Below are 17,774 nucleotides of genomic sequence, written 5' to 3'. Positions count from 1 at the left end.
GTTATTCGTCTCCGTTCGAGTCGCCTTCTTCGTGCTGAATTGTCTTGATTCGGGCGATAGTTCGCCGTAGTTCCTTGATGCGGGAGGGGTCCTCCGGCATCCCGCCTGTGGCCTTGATGGCCTCAGCGTTCAGCAGTTCCGTTTCCAGCTCTTCGAGCTCTGCCTCCCGCTCTGCGGGGGTCATATCTCGAATTTCGACTGGGTGGAGTACCGTCATTAGTCTTCACCGTCGGTTTCTTCGTCGGTCTCCATCTCGTCCATCAACTCATCGGCTTCGGACTCGGTCTCCTCGTCGAGTTCCTCCTCGACATCGGCGTCAAGCTCGTCGAGTTCTTCTTCGACAGCTGCCTCGTCCGGAACATCTGGGTCTTCGTAATCGACATCTTCTTCGACGACTTCTTCTTCGACTTCTTCGGCGTCTGTGCCGGCGTCGCCCGGCTCATCATCCGACGGTGGTGCGCCCGTTTCGGGCTCGTCACCGGCAGATGTCTCTTCGGGTTCGCCAGCGAGGAGGTCGTCGACGTTGTCGCCCTCTGCGACGTAGTCCTCGATTTCGACATCCTCGTAAATCTCGAAGTCGTCGGGAAGTTCGGCGTCCGGCGGGATGATTTTAACCTGCACACCGATGGTGCCCAGTTTCATCACTGCCTTGCCAACACCGTGGTCGACAATCTCCTCTGCGGGTTCGCCGTTGTGTTTGATGTAGCCACGGTTGAACTTCTCAACGCGTGAGCGTGCGCCCGTGACCTTTCCGGAGAGGACGATTTCAGCACCGAGTGCGCCCGACTCCATGATGCGGTCGATTGTCGTGTGACCGGCTTTCCGGAAGTACCAGCCACGTTCGAGTGCGTTGCCCAACTTGTCAGCGACAATCCGGGCGTTGAGATCTGGCTCGTCGACCTCCTGTACATCGACTTGGGGGTCTTCGAGACCGAACTCGTTTTCGAGCGTGGTCGTGATTTTCCGAATGTTCTTTCCGCCTTTTCCGATGACCATCCCCGGCTTTTCTGCTTTGAGGACAATCTGAGTTCCCATCGGCGTTTTGGCGATATCCATACCACCGTAGCCTGCGCGGCCGAGTTCATCCTGGAAGAACTCGTCAATCTGGGTGCGCTGAAGGCCGTTTTCGATGAATTGGAGTTCGTCAGCCATTATTCGTCACCTCCCTCTTTCAGGATAAGTTCAACATCACATTCCGGCGTGTTCCAAGGTGAGGCCCGCCCCATCGCGCGGGGCTGTCGGCCCGAGCTTTCGCCGACCTTGTGTGCCGCAACGTGCTTAATGGCCATCGATTCGCCGTCGAAACCCTGGTGGTCGGCGTTGCCGATGGCATTCTGAAGTAGATCGAGAAAGGCGTTTGCTGCCTTCTCGGGGAATCGACCGGCGTCCCAGCCTTCGATTCCCTTTCGGTGACCGACGCCCGTGTTGTGTTCACGGAAGGGTACGACCTCGTCGCCTTCAACGACGCCGTCGAGGTATTCGACAGCCTCGTCGGCAGTCATACCCTTGATTTCACGGGCGATGGCTTTGCTGTGCTTGATACTGATGGGCCGCTCTCGGAGCATGGCTTTCGCCGTCGTATCCGAGTCGACCTCGACTGAGTAGCTGATTCCCATGGTTTATTTCAAGGGTACGAACTTCGAGGAGCGTGTCGCTCCGATGCCGGCCTGTCCGTGCTCGACGCTCGTCCGCGTCAGCTGGAATTCGCCCAGGTAGTGGCCGAGCATCTCCGGCTCGACTTTGACGCGCTCGAAGCTCTGCCCGTTGTGGACCGCAAAGGTCACGTTGACCATCACCGGGAGAATTGGCATATCCCGGAGGTGGGTCCGAATCGGGTTGTTTGCGGTTTCTTCTTCACCAGCCTCGCGTGCCTCCTCGAGTAACTGCTGGTGTTCATAAGACAGGCCGCGTTTGATACTTCGCCGCTGTCGTGCGGGCAGCAGTTCCACAACTTCGTCGCGGTCCATCTCCTGCAACTCCTCAAGCGTGTGGCCACGGTAGGTAAACTCGCCTTCATGGCCAATCTGGTAATCGTCCGTACTCATGTGTCACCACCTCGGCCGGTCCGCTTCGAGGAGATGTCCCCGACTTTGCGTCCCGGCGGTGCGTCCCGGGAGACGCTCTTTGGTTTGCCCGGATGCTGACGGCCACCGCCACCGAATGGGTGGTCGACAGCGTTCATCGCAACACCACGAACGCGTGGCCAGACCATACCGCGTGCCTTGGCCTTGTGGTGTTTGTTCCCGGCTTTGACCATCGGTTTCTCGGTCCGTCCACCACCGGCAACGACCCCGATGGTCGCTCGGCAGTCCGGATCGAGTCGTTTCATCTCACCACTCGGTAGCTCGACGACTGCGACGTTGCGGTCGTGAGTCAACAGTGTGGCGTAGACACCCGAGGCACGGCCGAATTTCCCACCGTCACCTGGGTTTGCTTCGACGTTGCACACCGGAACTCCTTCGGGAATCTCCGCGAGCGGGAGCGTGTTGCCCGGCTCGACTTCTGCGGAGACACCAACCTGGATTTCGTCGCCGACGGTAACTCCTTCAGGAGCAAGCACGAGACGCTGGTCACCATCGTCAAACTCGACGGCGGCGACTGGTGCGCTCCGTGCTGGGTCGTGTTCAATATCCACGACTGCTCCGGAAATGAGGTCGTCGTCTTCGACAGTCCGGTGGGAAAGCTCTGCTTTGTATCGGTGTGACGGGGCACGGAACGTCGGTGCACCGCGTCCGCGTCGTTGTCCACGGATTCGTCGTCCCATGTTCAGAACACCCCGATACGTGACGCAATCTCCTGTGCGTCGTGGTCGTCTGTCAGCTGAATTTCAGCCTTTTTCTCGCCCTGTGCTGTAATCATCGTGTTGATACCGTCCGTATCGACATCGAACTGCTCTTCGACTTCCGAGATGATTTCGTCTTTCTCGGCGTCGGAGTAACAGATGAACACCATCTTGTTCTGGAAATCCATCTTGTCGACGGACTTCTCCGTGACGTGTGGGTGGCGGATGGCACTTGTCATCGGTCGGCCACCTCCGCAACTGCGCTTTCGGTCCAGACCGTGAGTCGTCCCGGGTCCGTCCCGGGCGCGAGGTCTTCGGCGTTCAGTTCTGAGGCTGTCGTCACGTCAGCTCCCGGAAGGTTCCGGGCGGCGCGTGACTCATCGTCGCTCGTCACGAATAGAATCGACTTGGCTCGCGTGTACTTCCGGCCACGGGTCGTTCCCTGTCCGGCGCGAATCTTTGTCTCGTCAGCGCGCTCGATATCAGCGTGGATACCGAGTGTTTCGAGCGTCTCAACTGCCTCTTTGGTCTTGTTCAGGTCTTCAAACTCGTCGCTGACAACGAGCGGAAGGTCGAGGTCGTCCTCGAACTCGTGGCCGCGCTCGCGCACGACGTCAGCATCCGTTGTGGCCGCGATGGCCGAACGGGTTGCTTTCTTGCGCTCTTTGTCGTTGATGTCGTAGGACCGATCTTTCTCGGACTTTGGTGGGTGAGCCGGGCGACCCCCAACCGTCTGGGGAACGCGTCGGCCTTTGCCACCTTCACGGGGGACGTGTGCCTGACCCCGGCCGCTGCCGAACGATTCGGCAGGTGTCCGAAGCCCAGCGTATTCGTCCGCGCCGTAGTCCTGTTTACGGTTCGCCTGTGCAGCAAGCACCGCACGCCGGATGAGGTCCGGTCGGAACTCGCTGTCGAAGACGGTGGGAAGGTCAACCTCCCCGTCCGTGTCACCGTCTAGTGTGTGTACTGGTACTTGCATGGGTTATCCCTGATTCGAGGCTGTCGAAACGTACCGCACCTCGGGGTCGAGGCGCGGCTGGTCGTTCGGACGCACCGCAGGTCGGAGGCGTACGACACGCTGTTCCGGTCCTGGGACCGACCCTTTGACAAGCGTGTATGAACCATCGACTTCGCCGTAGTTGATGAACCCGCCGTCAGCCGTCGGGCCATCGCTGTCGCCAAAGTCAATGAGGCGCTTGTTGAGTTCGGTCCGCTGGTGGTAGCCGGTCTGTCCCAGCTGAGGGACAGTCGACCGGACACGCGAAGGGTTCCATGGGCCAAGGTTGCCGATACGGCGTCGCCATCCCTGCCGTTTGTGTTTACCCTTACGCTTCTGGACACCCCATCGCTTGACGGGGCCTTGTGTCCCTTTTCCTTTTGTGACAGCCGCAACGTCGGCATACTCACCAGCGCGGAATACGTCGTTAACGGAGTACTCGCCCTCCTCAAGGAGGTCGAGACCGAATTCGACGCGGTCGGCAAGCGAGCCGCCGCCGATGCGGTTTTCCATCACGTCAGGTCGTTTCTTGGGGACACCATCGAGGACCGCCGGCGTCGTGTGCGTAATTGCACGAACATCGCCGAGCGTTCCCGAATTGAGTGCGTCCTGAATCTGTTCCTCTGCAGCGACCGCATCGTGTTCATTGGGAAGGTCGAGCGCACGTTCGAGTTCAGGATCGAACTCGTCGGCCCATACCTCCGTCAGTGGTCGCTGTCCGTACGGCGTCTCTTCGTAGGCTCGCAGCGCGACGACCTGCATCGGGGGAGTCTCGACGACGGTCACTGGGACCGTCTCTTCCATTCCCTCCCGTGCAGAATCGGGCTGGTCGTTAATCATGACGACGTGGCTCATTCCGGCCTTGTAGCCGGCAATACCCTGTAGTCCGGGTTGGCCGTCGTCATCCGGCCAGCTGTTAAACCGTGGCGTCTCGCTGGCGGCACGCCCGCGCGGGCCGAAGCCCAACGAGCCTTTGCGTGGTCGTTCTGGTTGTGGCATGTGTTCACTCCATGAGGTTCAGGCAGGCGAGCGTTGCAAACAGTGCTTCTTCCGTTCGCACCACTCCACTACCCTGGTTCGGAACCGTATTCAGCCAAAGGTCGAACCGTCCAGTCTCGTCGTGGTCGTCTTCGCTTACCGCCCCGGGTGGAATTCCCAGGATGTCTGGTAGGCCACGTTCGGGTGCGCCGAACGCAACCGTATACGACCGTGTGACGCCGTTACTGGTGTCGGCTGCCAACTCGTCGAGTCGGCTCGGCCGCAGGCGTTCACCGTGCCTCGATGAGGCGATAGTGACGCCCGCTTCGGTACGGGTAACTGCGGTATCCAGGTCCGTGGTGTCGACGACGTAGCCAGAGTGTGGCTCGTCGACGAGTTTTGCTCGGACCGGCTCTCGCGAAGAGACCCTGACGGAGACGCGTTCCCCCTCGCCCAGTTCCATATCGTCTGGTACGGGCAGGGAGACCGGGTGTTGCATTCCGCAATTGACCCGAACGCGCCCATCAGTTCCGACCTTGGTCACGATTCCCTGTCTTAACGACCCCGAACCCTCGGATCCGGAGCCGGTCTGTGTCGCCACGCGGAGCGGCGGCATAACGCCCGCGTACTCTAATTCGTCCCGCGTCCCCCAGACCTCTTTTCGGAGGTGCGGGGGCGTCGCGGCGTACCGAAGCACGGTTTCGACGAATCCGCCGCCATATTTATTCTCGCCTTCTGGGTCCGGATAGACCGTAAGACGGTCGGCCCGGAATACAGTGGCCCCACGGGCCACGTATCCAAGCTTGCGAGTTGCCTCGCGTTTATCGGTAGCTTCCCTGACGAGCGACGACGGCACGAGCACGCTGACAGTCATGTCGTAACGCTTCCACGTCGCGCCACTAGACTGTAGCGATTATCTCTTGCACATACTTAAAAAGAGTCCGCTTTTGCTCCGCGCTGGGACGCGTTCACATGCCGTATGACTGTGTTATCGTCTGAACTACAGTCTATGCATAAACTAATCTTTGGTCTGTCGATGGAGTTTTCCTTCCCATTGCGAAACTGGCAGATTTGCCAGAAAATAGTTATTTGTATAGAGACAGTTTCAGTTATGAACCGGTGCGAAGTCCTCGGGGTTTCTAGTACGGCTGCTTTCATTGGATTGGCAGGCTGTCTCGGCAGTCTTGGGGAAACAGACAAACGTATCCATGGGATCGTTCGCCCAGATAATAATCCCAGAACAGTTCCGAGTTCGTTTCAGTGTACCGACGACGAGTTCGAGCGCTACTGGGTGAACCGCCTCGGGGTCAAGCCCCGAGGCACTCGCCTTGTTTATATGTAGAAACTGATGAGGAAAACCTTGCCTGGGGTAATACGGACTTGTTCTCGCTACGTATTGACGCCCCCTCATTCGAGTACAGCGATACGGCCGAGCTCACACTGAAAAACACCGCCTCAACGATGATTCGGAGCGGAAACAAACACAAGTACAATCTGGAGATTCTCACGGAGAGCGACTGGACAGAGGTTCGTGGCTGGAAGAACGGGATGGCTCTTCCTTACACTGACGATGCCGTCGAAAACGACCCTGGGGAGGGTTCGAGTGGACCATCACACTGACTGAAGATGGTGTTCCTGAGGCGTCCGTCCACGAAACTGCCCTATAGGTGTGTCCAGAACTCAAATCTGGGCGATACAGGCTCACGTACTGGGGTTTGTCTGGTGGTGAAGGGGTCGCCGTCGCGTTCGATTTAACACAGTAAATGGCCGTCATCTCCTGCCGAGTGGTCTGTGGCGAACTGACTGCTGTGGAAGCAGTTCACCTGTCTGTCTTCGCATAAGCGGACCCGCCGGATTTTCAGTCAGTCTCAAACCCCTGCTGGGCGACTCGCTTGCTCGCCTGTTCGACGAAATCTTCAGGGAGGTCCCCAATTTCGCCGGCCTGGACCCGCCAGAGGTTCGCGTACAGTCCGTTCTCGGCCAGCAACTCGTCGTGTGTGCCACGCTCGACAATCTGTCCGTTCTCTATGACCATGATAACATCTGCGTCCCTGACCGTTGAGAGGCGGTGGGCGATAATGAACGCGGTCCGGTCGGCTGCGAGTTCGTCGATAGAGCGCTGGATGAGCATCTCAGTCTCGGTATCGACTGCAGAGGTCGCTTCATCGAAAATGAGTATCTCGGGATGCTGAAGAATAGTGCGTGCAATCGCCACGCGTTGGCGCTGGCCGCCTGAGAGCTTCACGCCTCTCTCGCCGACTGCCGTATCGTATCCCTCTGGCATATTTGTGATGAAGTCGTGTGCCTGAGCGTCTTTCGCGGCTTGGACGACCTCTTTGCGATTGGCGTCGAAGGCTCCGTATTTGATGTTTTCGGCAACGCTTCCATCGAACAGGAAATTCTTTTGACCGACGTATCCCATCGACCCCCGAAGACTCTCAAGAGTGACCCCGCGCGCGTCGTGCCCGTCAATCTTGACTGCACCCTGATCAACATCGTACAGCCGAAGCAGAAGCTTGACGATAGTTGTCTTGCCTGCACCGGTCGGTCCAACTAGCCCGATTGTTTGTCCCGGCTCGACCGCCAGGTCAACGTCTTTGAGAACCGGTTTCTCATCGTAGCCGAAGGTTACCTCGTCAAATTCGACGCGTCCATCGACGTGTTCGATATCGTACGCGTCTTCGTTGTCGCTAATGTTGACCGGTAAGTTCATGACACCTAGAATGCGCTTGAGCGAGGCGTTGGCGTCTTCGTAGCGGTCAATGATATTACTCATCTGTGCCAGCGGGTCGACAAGACGCTGTGTGAGCAACAGAAAAATCACGAGCGTCCCTTCGGTTAGTTCGCCTGACATCGGACCTGGTGGTCCTTCAAGAATCCAGACACCGCCAACGATGAACGTTGCAATGAACGCAAGGGACGTAAGCGCCTGCAGCCCAGGTCGGTAAATAAAATTCAGCCGCAAAGCAAGCCAGTCTAGCCGGAAATACGTATAGGAGTGGTCCTCGACGCGGTCGTCCTCGTAGTCTTCGGTGTTCGAGGCTTTGATGACCTGGATGCCGTTGATGTTGTTCTCCAGACGGCTATTGAGGTCGCCGACCGATTCGCGCACATCTGTGTATCGCTCTTCAGCGAAGCGCATGAACCAGTAGGTGAACGCGGCGGCTATCGGGACGACGACGAGCGTGACGAGGGCCAGTTGCCAATTAAACCAGAACAGCACAACGGTGATGCCGACGATGAGCACCGACAGCTGGATAGCCTGTCCGAACATATCGTCGAGGAACTGCTCTAAGCGGTTGGTGTCGTTTGAAAGAATAGACATCAACTCGCCGGTTTGGACCTCGTTGAAAAACTCCATATCGAGACGTTGCATCTGCTGATAGGTTGCTGTCCTCACTTCGTGTTTCACGCGATGAGAGAAGAGATTGAGTGATGACATCCGGACAAAATTCAGGAAAGCACGCCCCATCATGGCGACAGCCATCAGTCCGATAATAAACCAGAACTGGTCGATTGTCGCGCTGGGCAGCCACTCTTGGGGAATTAACGGCAGGTCGAAGGCCTGTTCGTCTCGGAAGATGGCGTCGATAGCGACACCAAGCAGGACTGGCGGGACGAGCGATGCGAACCGAGCACCGATTGATGCGATAATTCCGAGTAAGAACCAGCGGCGGCTCCCGTCCCCATACCGCTGAAATAGTGTCCAGAGAGGGTTTGTTACCGTATCACGGTGCTCGCGGAGATACTCAATGTCTGTCTGTTCTGAACTCATTTGGAGGGGTGTGCTATGTTGACGGATTCACCACTGTTAACAGTCATGATATGTGCTGTTTTCTCACAATATGTCGTCGCGTCTGGGTATTCACACTGTGACCGATACGCACACATCATTCGGAACGCTTTTATTACTCATCCCAGTACATGAAGGTACGAAGCGCCGTGACGTCAGGCAGACACAGTCTGCTTGTGATGACCGGTGTGGTGTATGTGAGCGCTGGTGGTGTAGTGGTATCACAGGACCCTGCCACGGTCCTAACCCGAGTTCAAATCTCGGCCAGCGCACTACCGCCGTAGAAGTCTTTTACACTCAATTTTCGTCCTAAATAACGGTGAGAGAAAATGAGCCCATCATTCAGAATTCGTTAGATGGTTTCACCATCATCTCAGATGAAAAAAGACAGTGAGGCGTCAACGATTCACTTCGATACGGAACCCGACGATATCAAGTTCGACTGCCTCATCATTCCACAAAATACCCATTCCGAGGGCGAAACCCTCACGGACTGCTCATCCGATACTGTCCATTGTGAAGTCGGGGCTTTCCTCCCCGCGACTCTCAAAGTTTATGTGAGTCGGGACTGTACGGTTAGGTCCGAGGGTTTATCTCGGAAGGTTGTATCCCGCCGCTTCGTAACAGGTTGGGATTCTACAGTGGGGGTGGTTCCCTGCTTTCGCGCTGGGATAGCTCAACGGAAGAGCGCAGTCCCTATGTTTGACTGAAGTTGATGGTTCGAATCCATCTTCCAGCTTTGTCGGGTAGTCGCTTCGGTATGTAGAGTTTGTGACTATGTCACTGAAATGCGCGATTACCCTGCGTAAGCAGGTCGTGCGTGTCCTATGGCGTGGAGCGACCAACCCGTAACTTAGCCAAAATATTACTTCCGTTATAGAAGCTCACCGATTAAATTAGCCGGATTGGTCAGCCCGGCCTGTGGTTATCCTTCCAGTGGTAGGCTCCCTAATAGGACAACCACGCGTAAATTCTGTGAGACTATTCTGATGTGTTCGGTCAACAATATCACACGAGTCGTAACCCATCGAAGTAACTCACGTACGGCGATTCATCAAAGCCGTTGAGTCAACATCTGTAGAGTAGAGATAGTCGCAGGGTCTTTATTACCGTCTCTCAAAAGAGGGGTATGGAACCTGAAACAACCACGGTCAGTATCGAAGTAGACGGGGAAAGCGACGAATTCGAAATTCCGCTTACACTGACAAACGCTCTAAGCGAGGGCGAAGAGTCGTCGGCAGACGTTGTCGGAAACCTTGCACTGCTTGGCCTCGCACAGCAGGCACATGGCATTGTCCACCACGGCCACGGCGACGTCGGAGACGAACTTGAAGCTGCCGAGGAAGCAACACTGGACGAATTCGAAGAGCGCTTCGGCCAGAGCTTCCAGGAAATGACCGGTCACAGCCACTGAATAGCGAGCCTTTTTGGGTCAGTTTAACACGTCGTATTCGAGGACAACCCCATCATCAACTTGCGTAACTGTGTCGAGTTCAAGTTGCGGGAAATCTTCAATGAACCCGTCGCCGTCGGCCAATGTCGGTGCGTCCCTGCCGCCGATAACGAGCGACCCGACAAATACCGAGAGTCTGTCGACGAGTTCGTCCTCAAACAGGGAGTAAATAACCTCACCACCACCTTCGACAAAGAGTTGCTCGACGCCGTGTGAGTCCAGCTCCTGGAACGCACTGGCCAGATCAGCGCGGTTTTCACCGGTCGCAATAACCGTCGCACCCTGTTCTTCCATTTGAGCGACGAAGTCTGACGGGGCGGCATCACTGACAAGGAGATACGTCTCGGCGCTGTCGTCAAGTACTGCAGCATCAGGCGGGGTACGGACATGCGAGTCGGCCACAACGCGCGCCGGATTTTCAGGCTGCCCATTCTGACGGCGCTGTTCTTGACGTTCCGACTCGTCTATGGTCAACGATGGGTTATCTGCGAGGATTGTGCCAACACCGACCATGACGGCATCACTTTCAGCTCTGAGCCCGTCAACCCGGTCAAAGTCCCGCTCACCACTGATTGCAATCTGCTCGCGCCGCCGCGAAGAGAGCTTTCCGTCAGCGCTAATCGCGGCGTTCACTCGGACGTCCATACCACGAATCCTCCCGCTGGGTACAAAAAGCGCACGTCATTTCTCCGAGAATGCATGCGACTCTCAAACAAGTGGTTATTGTCTTGACCAGTTCTGCTGATAGATAGTTCCTTTAGCCAACAACGGTACAGCCAGACCCACCGTTGGGACAGTTCACAGGAAACGGAACGTTTCGAGGTTCTTTGGAGCAAACGTCCGCATATTGAAGTCGTGGTATAGTGCCGATGACAGGTCCTGTGTCGAGCGCTCGTCGCCGTGGACACAGAGGACTTTCTCCGGACGAGGGTTCATTGTCTGGACGAAGTTTTCGAGCCCCTGTCTGTCGGCGTGCCCGGAGAAACCATCGACCGTTTTGACATCCATATTTAGCGTTAGAGAGCTTCCTCGTCCGTTCCGTCCGCCAATTGGGATCTCTCGTCGCCCGTTTTGGATGCGGCTACCGAGAGTCCCCTCTGCCTGATAGCCAACGAACATTAGTGTGGAATCTTCTTCGGAACCAACGTGTTCAAGCCAAGACATAATTGGGCCGCCTTCCATCATTCCCGAGGTCGATAGAATAATACAGGGACCGCTGTCGGCGACCTCTTGGCGTTCCTCCTCACCGCCGTCGATGTGGTTGAACTGGTCAGCAAGGAACGGATTCGAGTCGTCGTGGAAAATCCGCTCTCGGAGGTCGTCGCGCAGATACTCGGGGTAGGTCGTATGAATTGCAGTCGCCTCCCAGATCATCCCGTCAAGATGGACCGGCACTTCGGGCAACTCTCCTTTCCGCATAGCCTCTTCGAGAACCAGCATGATCTCTTGGGAGCGCCCGACGGCGAATGCCGGAATAACGACTTTTCCGTCACGTTCTAGCGTGTTCTTGAGGACGTGTTTCAGCTTCCGCTCTGAGTCTTTCTGGTCGGTCTGGTAATCATCACGGCCACCATAGGTCGATTCGAGTACAAGCGTCTCTACCCGTGGGAAGTCGTTGACTGCACCGTTGAATAGACGAGTATCGTCATAATGAATATCGCCGGAGAAAGCCACGTTGTAGAGGCCATCGCCGATGTGGAAGTGTGCAACCGCCGAGCCAAGAATATGCCCTGCGTTGTGCAAGGTGAGTTTGATATCGGGTGCGATATCAGTTACGTCACCGTACTCGAGCGGAATCGTGTGTTTGATCGCTTCGCGAACCATCTCGGACTCATACGGCGGTGCTCGCCCTTCTTTTGCGGCAACGTCGAGGTAGTCGAGCGTGAGTAGACCCATCAGGTCTCGCGACGGTTCGGTCGTGTAAATCGGGCCATCGTATCCGTATTTGAACAGCAGCGGAACGAGTGCTGAGTGGTCGAGGTGGGCGTGAGTGAGAATAACGGCATCAAGCGAACTCGGGCCTGAACCGAGGGCTTCGGGCACTTGTAGATACGGAACCTCATCTTCGGAGCCGGGCTTGTCACCACAGTCGATGAGCACACGCGTTTCAGGTGTCGAAAGAATGAATGCGGCCCGGCCAACCTCTCGACAGCAGCCCAGCGTCGTAATCCGGACCCACTGGTCATCTGACATCTCCTCGCGATGAATCTGTCGACCGATCCGTTCGAGGATGTCGCGACGCTCGTTGCGTTCCTGTTTGAGGAAGTTACGGACGTTCTTGACAGTCGACGACTCTATTGGGGGTGTCCGGACGACTTCAGGAGTCCAACCGGTTTCTTGTGTAATCTCACGGAGTGTCGTTCCGTGACGACCGATTACCATGCCGGGTTTTTGTGCTTCGATAACGACTTCGCCGGTATCGATATGGAAGTCAAGGTCAGTAACGCCCGCCTCGTCCGGGATCACTTCTGTAACTTCGGCCTCTGCATCGTCAGGTGACGAGAGTGCGGTCGGGTCAGGCCGAACGGTAATGCGCTTTCGCAACTGTGAGGCAAGCTGACGAACAAGGTCGCCGTCACTGGCGAATCGCTTTGGGTCCCTCGTGTAGATAACTAGCTCTGGTCCCTCGTATCGGACCTCAGTAATTGTGATATCATTCGGTACTTCGCTCTCTATCGTCGACTGTAATTCTTCAAGTTGGTTTTCTACCGTGCTCATAGCTCAAATATGCCCACTAACTTGCGTAGTTGGTCAGGGTGGTTTGGTTCAGTATGTGAACGAATCATCGTGTACTGTCGCTTCACTACGTAACAGTTGTATCCGGGCGAACTGCCCGGAAAACCACTCTTAATTCCGGGTTATCACTCGAAGCTTTAAAACCTTCGCAAGTCTGTTGTCAGTCGTTACTGGTTGTGCCGGTCGCTTAGAGCCGGTGTTCTTCTGTTTTTGACTGTAGCAGTTGGAGGAATGCTTCGTAATCTGTTCCCCCGGTTCCGGTCGTGTCTCCGGTCATCCGGCGGATGTACTCAATTGTCTGCCCGAAATGGACTGTTCTGAACGACGAGATGGCATCGATACAATCGTTGTACGATTCCCGCATCGTTTGACTGTCACGTTCAGCAACGTACGAGCGAACGTCGGGGCCACGCTCGAATGCCTGAGCAACTGCAAGGTGAGAGTCTGGCAAGTACGAGCGGAGTGAGTCGAGATGTGCGGTCAGTCCTGTTCCACTGTGGTCGATACCGAGGGCAGCGTCGAACGACGGAAGTGCAAGACTCTGTGCCCCTGACCCGCCACGGAACGACTGTGGCTCTTCGTCGAAAGCGTCGACTCCTTCATAGACAACGCCATCGAATCCATCGTAGTACGGACGGTACTGTTGTGCGAATGTTTCGGGATCATTGCGCTCGCGCATTCGTTGCATATGGCTGGTCTGGCGCTGTAGCGACTCATGTATTGTATCGAGCGCAGCCTCAACTGCTCTCGGGGTATCGGTGCGTACAGACTCGTGAAGCCGCCTGGCAGCTACGAGTCCAGACCCAGCAGCAGCCTCTATCGCGATATGAATCTTGACGAACCAGCGTTCGTCCTCGTGCGTGGTGAAATCGACGAGCGTGTCGATGTTATCTAGCCCGAACCCAGACTCACTCTCATGGCGACAGAAGTTGTGCAGACAGAGCACGTCATAGGCAAGCATCGGCTTTCGACCGAGTCGTTGGGATGTCTCATAGAGCGGAACGGCGATACTTGCTGGAATGCTGTCTGCTGACTCTTTTCCGAGATGGTGGACGTACGCACTCCCAAGAAATCCACTCAGCAGACAGAGCCGCCAGCAACCACGTGTGTTCAGCTCCGCCACGAGGCCCTCAGGCATCGCAGGAAGTGCTTCGACTGCTGGCCGAAGCTGATTACGTTCGAGCTGGTCGGGCAACGCTGCTGTCAGCGCGTCAAGCTCTCGTAGAAACTCGTTGCTTGACTGGAAGTCGGGTTCTTCATTGAATGACTCCATGGGGTCACTGTCCGGGAGAAATCCGCGGTCCGCGGATATCACTGCTTGGTCTGGCTCCTGATTTGGGGTACTCATTAGAATACCATTTGTCTCCGTGATTATCAAATTAGTCATTTTTCTTATATATTCTGTACATAGATGTCCAAAGGTGTTGTCTAGCACAGAACAGTGTCTGCTTTGTAGCGACTATCATCACCAGCGTAACCGGTACTTTCGTATACTCCCTCGATAAATGGTGCCTCCATGGAAGACGACAACTCTCCACAGACACAATCTGTGGACAGCAACAGCTCTGCAGTCAACGCATCCGGGGTTGAAGAAGCTCGTAAGCGCGACGAGGGGGACCCACTTAGTGGGTTTAGCACACACTTTAGCCTCCCTGATGAACTGTATCTGGAAGGTAACTCGCTGGGGCCACTTTCCGATGCTGCCGAGGCGCGGCTTGAGGAAGCAATCGAGCAGTGGCGGACACTAGGAATCGAAGGCTGGAGCGAAGCCGACCCATCTTGGTTCTGGTACGGCGAGCGACTCGGCGAGAAGCTTGCGCCACTACTTGGAGCCAGTCCCGAAGAATGCGTTGCCACTGGCACCACGACGACTAATATCCATGCAACAATATCGACATTTCTTGACAAGTGTGATGACGACAAAGGAATCTTAGTCAACGACCTTGACTTTCCGTCGGACCACTACGCTATTCGAGGCCAGCTCCGTCAGCGGGGACTTGACCCCGAAGACCACCTGCACATCGTCGAGAGTCGTGATGGCCGAACCATCGAGACAGACGACATCATTGCCGCGATGGATGAGAATGATATCGGTATTGTGTTCATGCCCGGCGTTCTCTATCGAAGCGGCCAACTGTTCGACATCGAGACGATAACTCGTGAGGCACATGAGCGTGACATCTATGCAGGGTTCGACTTGGCTCACTCTGTCGGCGCTGTCCCCCACGACCTCTCGGCTCACGGTGTTGACTTTGCTGTCTGGTGTAGCTACAAGTACCTCAACGGCGGTCCAGGTGCTGTTGGTGGGCTCTACATCAATGAACGCCACTTCGGAACAATGCCGTCACTTGCGGGCTGGTGGGGCCATGAAAAAGAGACCCAGTTCGATATGGAGTTGGAGTTTACACCCGCTCAGTCAGCCGGTGGCTGGCAGATTACTGCCGTCCCACTGTTTAGCTCTGCCCCGCTTCTTGGCTCGCTCGAACTGGTTCACGAGGCGGGTATCGAGCCGATTCGTGAGAAATCAATCGAACTTACCGACTACCTCATTGCTCTTGTCGATGAACAACTTGAGGACTGTACTGTCGGAACACCGCGGGACTCTGCGCGCCGTGGTGGGCATGTCGCTATCGAACACCCTGATGCCTACCAGGTGAGTCAGGCACTCCGTGACAGCGGTGCAATTGTCGACTACCGTGAGCCAAACGTTATTCGTGCCTGTCCTGCACCACTGTATGTCAGCTTTGAAGAAACGTACGAGTTTGTTCAGTTGCTCGACGAGATTCTGGAAAGCGAGAGCTACAAATCCTACGAGAGCGACGCTTCTGGCGTGACGTAACCCAGCACAAGACTCTCCTTTCCCGCGATTGTGATAGTGGTATGCGACTGACTCCGGAAACCGTCGCCAGTGAATACAAATGGGTCGATGAGCGAGCTGAGCGTGTGGTCCCACTTATCAACGAGGTGCGGACCGACCTCGGTGAACTGTTTGACACTGAGGTTGGGTCTGTAACGACCTCCCAGTACCATGATGAAGTCGAGGCCGTGTTTGCCGACGGTGACCTCGCAGTAAATATTGCTGCACTCACCGGACTACTCCGTGAGATAGATGTCGAAGGTGACTATCCAGGATTCATTGTGGACGAACTGCTGGGTCGCGAACTTGCTGGTATGATTGCAGGCAACCAGCCATTTCGACTGCTTGGCGAGGCAACCTTTCATTACGCCGATGTTCATATCCACAACGGCGAGCGTGCAGGTGTGGATGACCTCGATGCAGCACTCGCTGCTGGGTTCCAAACACGGCTCCCGGGCTGGAAGTGGACAACTCAGCCCACAGCATTCAGTGTCCGATAGATTCCAATAAAACGGCAGTAGATGCCCCACGTGGCGTGATATTCAATTACCTTAATGAATATAAATTCTATCTACCTGTATCTAGATAAACTTAATATACGGCTGCAATCTACAAGGCGCAAACATGACACACAATGGCATGTCCTCGGGCGAGGACAGCCTGGTTGATGCAACCAGGTCACGCTCGAACTGTGGCGTGGGCGTGGTAATGGATTTAGATGGGGATGGTGGGTCGCGTATCGTCGATGAGTCCTTGCAAGTACTAGAGAACATGGAACACCGGGGAACAACCGGGGCCGAAGAGGCAACCGGTGACGGTGCTGGAATTATGTTACGTATCCCCCACGAGTTCTTTTCGGCTGTGGTTGATGCCGACTTGCCATCAACGGGAAACTACGCTGTTGGAACACTGTTTTTCCCTTGCGATGACGAGGCTCGACACAGGCTTAAACTGCTCGTTGAAGATGCACTGGTTGAGGAAGGATTGGAGGTCCGTACTTGGCGTAGTGTCCCGACGGACAACAGTCGTCTTGGCGACACAGCAATTGAGTCAGAACCCCACGTCGAACAGGTGTTCATCGTTCCACGGGATGAGTCTACCGACACCGGACTGACAGCCGATGAATTCGATAGACGACTGTATGTTGCACGGCGTGTCGTCGAAAACAGAGTCGATACCAAACAACCGCCGGGATACGAACAGTGCTATATTGTTTCACTTGACAGAAAAACAGTCATCTACAAAGGGTTGCTGAAGGCAAGCCAGCTTGCCACATACTACCCAGATTTGACTGACGAGCGGATGCGGTCGGTCTTCGCGATGGTACACGCACGGTTTTCGACGAACACGTTGGGAGCATGGCATCTGGCACATCCCTTCCGAACGATGGTCCACAATGGCGAGTTTAATACGATTCGAGGGAACATCAACTGGATGCGCAGCCGCGAGACGGACCTCGCCCACGATGCGTTTGGCGACGATATCGAGAAAATCAAACCGATTATTGACGACCCTGACCAATCCGATACGGCGAGTCTCGATAACGTGCTTGAACTCCTTCTCGAAGGTGGGCGTTCACTTCCACACGCACTCAGGATGTTGATTCCCGAGGCGTGGAGGGGAGATGAGACAGCAATCGACGAGAAGCGCCAAGAGTTCTATGAGTATCACGCATCACTTATCGAACCATGGGATGGGCCTGCCCTCGTTGTGGGAACAGACGGAGAACGCGTTGGAGCCGTGCTTGACCGCAACGGACTCCGCCCCTGCCGGTACGATCTCCTCTCAGATGACACGCTCGTCATGGCCTCGGAGGTGGGTGTGCTTCCCTACGATGAGAGCGAGATTGTCGAGCGGGGTCGGCTACAGCCCGGACAATGTTTTGTGGCGGACCCAACAGAGGGACGTATCGTTCCTGATGCTGACGTGTTTGACGAGATTACTGACGAACAGTATGGGACATGGGTGGCTGACGAGCAGGTACAACTCGATGACCAAACCCAGGCTGACACCGAGCCACAGGCATCTAACACGATTCGTGCCAAGCAGGCAATGTTTGGATATACGTACGACGTACGTGTTTACCCCCAATCGATTTCGATAGTCTCTCGTAGGAGCCGCGAAATTGGTTGCGTAGATCGATGCAACAGGCGGACAAACGTATCTCGGAGGGATGGT

The 17,774-nt window shown here is 55.7% G+C and carries 18 protein-coding genes, 1 tRNA gene and 1 pseudogene; 7 read left to right on the top strand and 13 right to left on the bottom strand.

Features of this window, described 5'->3' with window-relative positions; translation table 11 throughout:
* Nucleotide 1 precedes the first annotated feature (1 nt).
* The 9 genes from rpmC to N5098_RS12345 are packed head-to-tail and all read right to left on the bottom strand — an operon-like array spanning nt 2 to nt 5,631.
* Entirely contained in the window at nt 2-217 is a 216-nt protein-coding gene (gene rpmC, locus N5098_RS12385) for a 50S ribosomal protein L29 (RefSeq protein WP_267638190.1), read from the bottom strand.
* Nucleotides 217-1,152, bottom strand: coding sequence for a 30S ribosomal protein S3 (locus tag N5098_RS12380; RefSeq protein WP_267638189.1), 936 nt, complete (start codon nt 1,150-1,152; stop codon nt 217-219). The genes rpmC and N5098_RS12380 overlap by 1 nt, the downstream gene beginning before the upstream one ends.
* Nucleotides 1,152-1,616 (bottom strand): 50S ribosomal protein L22, encoded by a 465-nt coding sequence (locus N5098_RS12375; protein ID WP_267638188.1) that lies wholly within the window; start codon nt 1,614-1,616, stop codon nt 1,152-1,154. Before N5098_RS12375 ends, N5098_RS12380 begins: the two co-directional genes overlap by 1 nt.
* Nucleotides 1,617-1,619: 3 nt before the next feature.
* Nucleotides 1,620-2,045 carry a 30S ribosomal protein S19 gene (locus N5098_RS12370; protein ID WP_267638187.1) on the bottom strand — a complete coding sequence of 142 codons (426 nt, stop codon included), beginning with the start codon at nt 2,043-2,045 and terminating at the stop codon, nt 1,620-1,622.
* Entirely contained in the window at nt 2,042-2,764 is a 723-nt protein-coding gene (locus N5098_RS12365) for a 50S ribosomal protein L2 (RefSeq protein WP_267638186.1), read from the bottom strand. The genes N5098_RS12370 and N5098_RS12365 overlap by 4 nt, the downstream gene beginning before the upstream one ends.
* A 2-nt stretch (nt 2,765-2,766) precedes the next feature.
* Entirely contained in the window at nt 2,767-3,021 is a 255-nt protein-coding gene (locus tag N5098_RS12360; protein WP_267638185.1) for a 50S ribosomal protein L23, read from the bottom strand.
* A complete protein-coding gene (rpl4p, locus tag N5098_RS12355) occupies nt 3,018-3,761 on the bottom strand; it encodes a 50S ribosomal protein L4 (RefSeq protein WP_267638184.1) in 744 nt (247 codons plus the stop codon). The genes N5098_RS12360 and rpl4p overlap by 4 nt, the downstream gene beginning before the upstream one ends.
* 3 nt (nt 3,762-3,764) lie before the next feature.
* Nucleotides 3,765-4,778 carry a 50S ribosomal protein L3 gene (locus N5098_RS12350; RefSeq protein WP_267638183.1) on the bottom strand — a complete coding sequence of 338 codons (1,014 nt, stop codon included), beginning with the start codon at nt 4,776-4,778 and terminating at the stop codon, nt 3,765-3,767.
* 4 nt (nt 4,779-4,782) lie between these two features.
* Entirely contained in the window at nt 4,783-5,631 is an 849-nt protein-coding gene (locus N5098_RS12345; RefSeq protein WP_267638182.1) for a putative RNA uridine N3 methyltransferase, read from the bottom strand.
* Nucleotides 5,632-5,868: 237 nt separating this feature from the next.
* Here N5098_RS12345 and N5098_RS12340 point away from each other — a divergent pair, with 237 nt between their 5' ends.
* Both N5098_RS12340 and N5098_RS12335 read left to right on the top strand, forming a co-directional pair.
* Complete coding sequence (locus N5098_RS12340; RefSeq protein WP_267638181.1) at nt 5,869-6,099, top strand: hypothetical protein; 231 nt, start codon at nt 5,869-5,871, stop codon at nt 6,097-6,099.
* Between the two features lie 38 nt (nt 6,100-6,137).
* On the top strand, nt 6,138-6,377 hold the full coding sequence (locus N5098_RS12335; RefSeq protein WP_267638180.1) for a hypothetical protein: 240 nt from the start codon (nt 6,138-6,140) through the stop codon (nt 6,375-6,377).
* Between the two features lie 238 nt (nt 6,378-6,615).
* Here the strand turns inward: N5098_RS12335 and N5098_RS12330 are convergent, their stop codons facing one another.
* On the bottom strand, nt 6,616-8,532 hold the full coding sequence (locus N5098_RS12330) for an ABC transporter ATP-binding protein (protein ID WP_267638179.1): 1,917 nt from the start codon (nt 8,530-8,532) through the stop codon (nt 6,616-6,618).
* 219 nt (nt 8,533-8,751) lie between these two features.
* On the opposite strand from N5098_RS12330, the gene N5098_RS12325 reads away from it, so the two are divergent.
* A tRNA-Gly gene (locus N5098_RS12325) sits at nt 8,752-8,822 on the top strand.
* Nucleotides 8,823-9,679: 857 nt separating this feature from the next.
* Nucleotides 9,680-9,964, top strand: a complete 285-nt coding sequence (locus N5098_RS12320) for a DUF7545 family protein (protein WP_267638178.1) — start codon at nt 9,680-9,682, stop codon at nt 9,962-9,964.
* Between the two features lie 18 nt (nt 9,965-9,982).
* On the opposite strand, the gene N5098_RS12315 is transcribed toward N5098_RS12320, so the two are convergent.
* The 3 genes from N5098_RS12315 to N5098_RS12305 all read right to left on the bottom strand — a co-directional run bounded on the left by N5098_RS12315 (nt 9,983) and on the right by N5098_RS12305 (nt 14,087).
* Nucleotides 9,983-10,648 (bottom strand): 2,5-diamino-6-(ribosylamino)-4(3H)-pyrimidinone 5'-phosphate reductase, encoded by a 666-nt coding sequence (locus N5098_RS12315; protein WP_267638177.1) that lies wholly within the window; start codon nt 10,646-10,648, stop codon nt 9,983-9,985.
* 153 nt (nt 10,649-10,801) lie between these two features.
* Entirely contained in the window at nt 10,802-12,721 is a 1,920-nt protein-coding gene (locus tag N5098_RS12310) for a beta-CASP ribonuclease aCPSF1 (protein ID WP_267638176.1), read from the bottom strand.
* A gap of 205 nt (nt 12,722-12,926) precedes the next feature.
* Nucleotides 12,927-14,087 carry a PrnB family protein gene (locus tag N5098_RS12305; RefSeq protein ID WP_267638175.1) on the bottom strand — a complete coding sequence of 387 codons (1,161 nt, stop codon included), beginning with the start codon at nt 14,085-14,087 and terminating at the stop codon, nt 12,927-12,929.
* Nucleotides 14,088-14,255: 168 nt separating this feature from the next.
* Here N5098_RS12305 and kynU point away from each other — a divergent pair, with 168 nt between their 5' ends.
* The 3 genes and pseudogenes from kynU to N5098_RS12290 form a co-directional block, all read left to right on the top strand.
* Nucleotides 14,256-15,578, top strand: a complete 1,323-nt coding sequence (kynU, locus tag N5098_RS12300; RefSeq protein WP_267638174.1) for a kynureninase — start codon at nt 14,256-14,258, stop codon at nt 15,576-15,578.
* Nucleotides 15,579-15,619: 41 nt separating this feature from the next.
* Nucleotides 15,620-16,096: a DUF7984 family protein gene (locus N5098_RS12295; protein ID WP_267638173.1), complete on the top strand. Its 477-nt coding sequence runs from the start codon at nt 15,620-15,622 to the stop codon at nt 16,094-16,096.
* Between the two features lie 124 nt (nt 16,097-16,220).
* Nucleotides 16,221-17,774, top strand: a pseudogene (locus N5098_RS12290) (glutamate synthase subunit alpha); the annotation flags it as partial.

The sequence above is a fragment of the Halovenus rubra genome (assembly GCF_026586665.1).
GTDB lineage: Archaea > Halobacteriota > Halobacteria > Halobacteriales > Haloarculaceae > Halovenus > Halovenus rubra.
This window is presented reverse-complemented; position numbering and strand designations above follow the sequence as displayed.

What these genes read in the sequence shown, in the direction of transcription:
- rpmC (WP_267638190.1), bottom strand. Translation starts at nt 217, where the DNA reads ATGACGGTACTCCACCCAGTCGAAATTCGAGATATGACCCCCGCAGAG.
- N5098_RS12380 (WP_267638189.1), bottom strand. Translation starts at nt 1,152, where the DNA reads ATGGCTGACGAACTCCAATTCATCGAAAACGGCCTTCAGCGCACCCAG.
- N5098_RS12375 (WP_267638188.1), bottom strand. Translation starts at nt 1,616, where the DNA reads ATGGGAATCAGCTACTCAGTCGAGGTCGACTCGGATACGACGGCGAAA.
- N5098_RS12370 (WP_267638187.1), bottom strand. Translation starts at nt 2,045, where the DNA reads ATGAGTACGGACGATTACCAGATTGGCCATGAAGGCGAGTTTACCTAC.
- N5098_RS12365 (WP_267638186.1), bottom strand. Translation starts at nt 2,764, where the DNA reads ATGGGACGACGAATCCGTGGACAACGACGCGGACGCGGTGCACCGACG.
- N5098_RS12360 (WP_267638185.1), bottom strand. Translation starts at nt 3,021, where the DNA reads ATGACAAGTGCCATCCGCCACCCACACGTCACGGAGAAGTCCGTCGAC.
- rpl4p (WP_267638184.1), bottom strand. Translation starts at nt 3,761, where the DNA reads ATGCAAGTACCAGTACACACACTAGACGGTGACACGGACGGGGAGGTT.
- N5098_RS12350 (WP_267638183.1), bottom strand. Translation starts at nt 4,778, where the DNA reads ATGCCACAACCAGAACGACCACGCAAAGGCTCGTTGGGCTTCGGCCCG.
- N5098_RS12345 (WP_267638182.1), bottom strand. Translation starts at nt 5,631, where the DNA reads ATGACTGTCAGCGTGCTCGTGCCGTCGTCGCTCGTCAGGGAAGCTACC.
- N5098_RS12340 (WP_267638181.1), top strand. Translation starts at nt 5,869, where the DNA reads ATGAACCGGTGCGAAGTCCTCGGGGTTTCTAGTACGGCTGCTTTCATT.
- N5098_RS12330 (WP_267638179.1), bottom strand. Translation starts at nt 8,532, where the DNA reads ATGAGTTCAGAACAGACAGACATTGAGTATCTCCGCGAGCACCGTGAT.
- N5098_RS12320 (WP_267638178.1), top strand. Translation starts at nt 9,680, where the DNA reads ATGGAACCTGAAACAACCACGGTCAGTATCGAAGTAGACGGGGAAAGC.
- N5098_RS12315 (WP_267638177.1), bottom strand. Translation starts at nt 10,648, where the DNA reads ATGGACGTCCGAGTGAACGCCGCGATTAGCGCTGACGGAAAGCTCTCT.
- N5098_RS12310 (WP_267638176.1), bottom strand. Translation starts at nt 12,721, where the DNA reads ATGAGCACGGTAGAAAACCAACTTGAAGAATTACAGTCGACGATAGAG.
- N5098_RS12305 (WP_267638175.1), bottom strand. Translation starts at nt 14,087, where the DNA reads ATGAGTACCCCAAATCAGGAGCCAGACCAAGCAGTGATATCCGCGGAC.
- kynU (WP_267638174.1), top strand. Translation starts at nt 14,256, where the DNA reads ATGGAAGACGACAACTCTCCACAGACACAATCTGTGGACAGCAACAGC.
- N5098_RS12295 (WP_267638173.1), top strand. Translation starts at nt 15,620, where the DNA reads ATGCGACTGACTCCGGAAACCGTCGCCAGTGAATACAAATGGGTCGAT.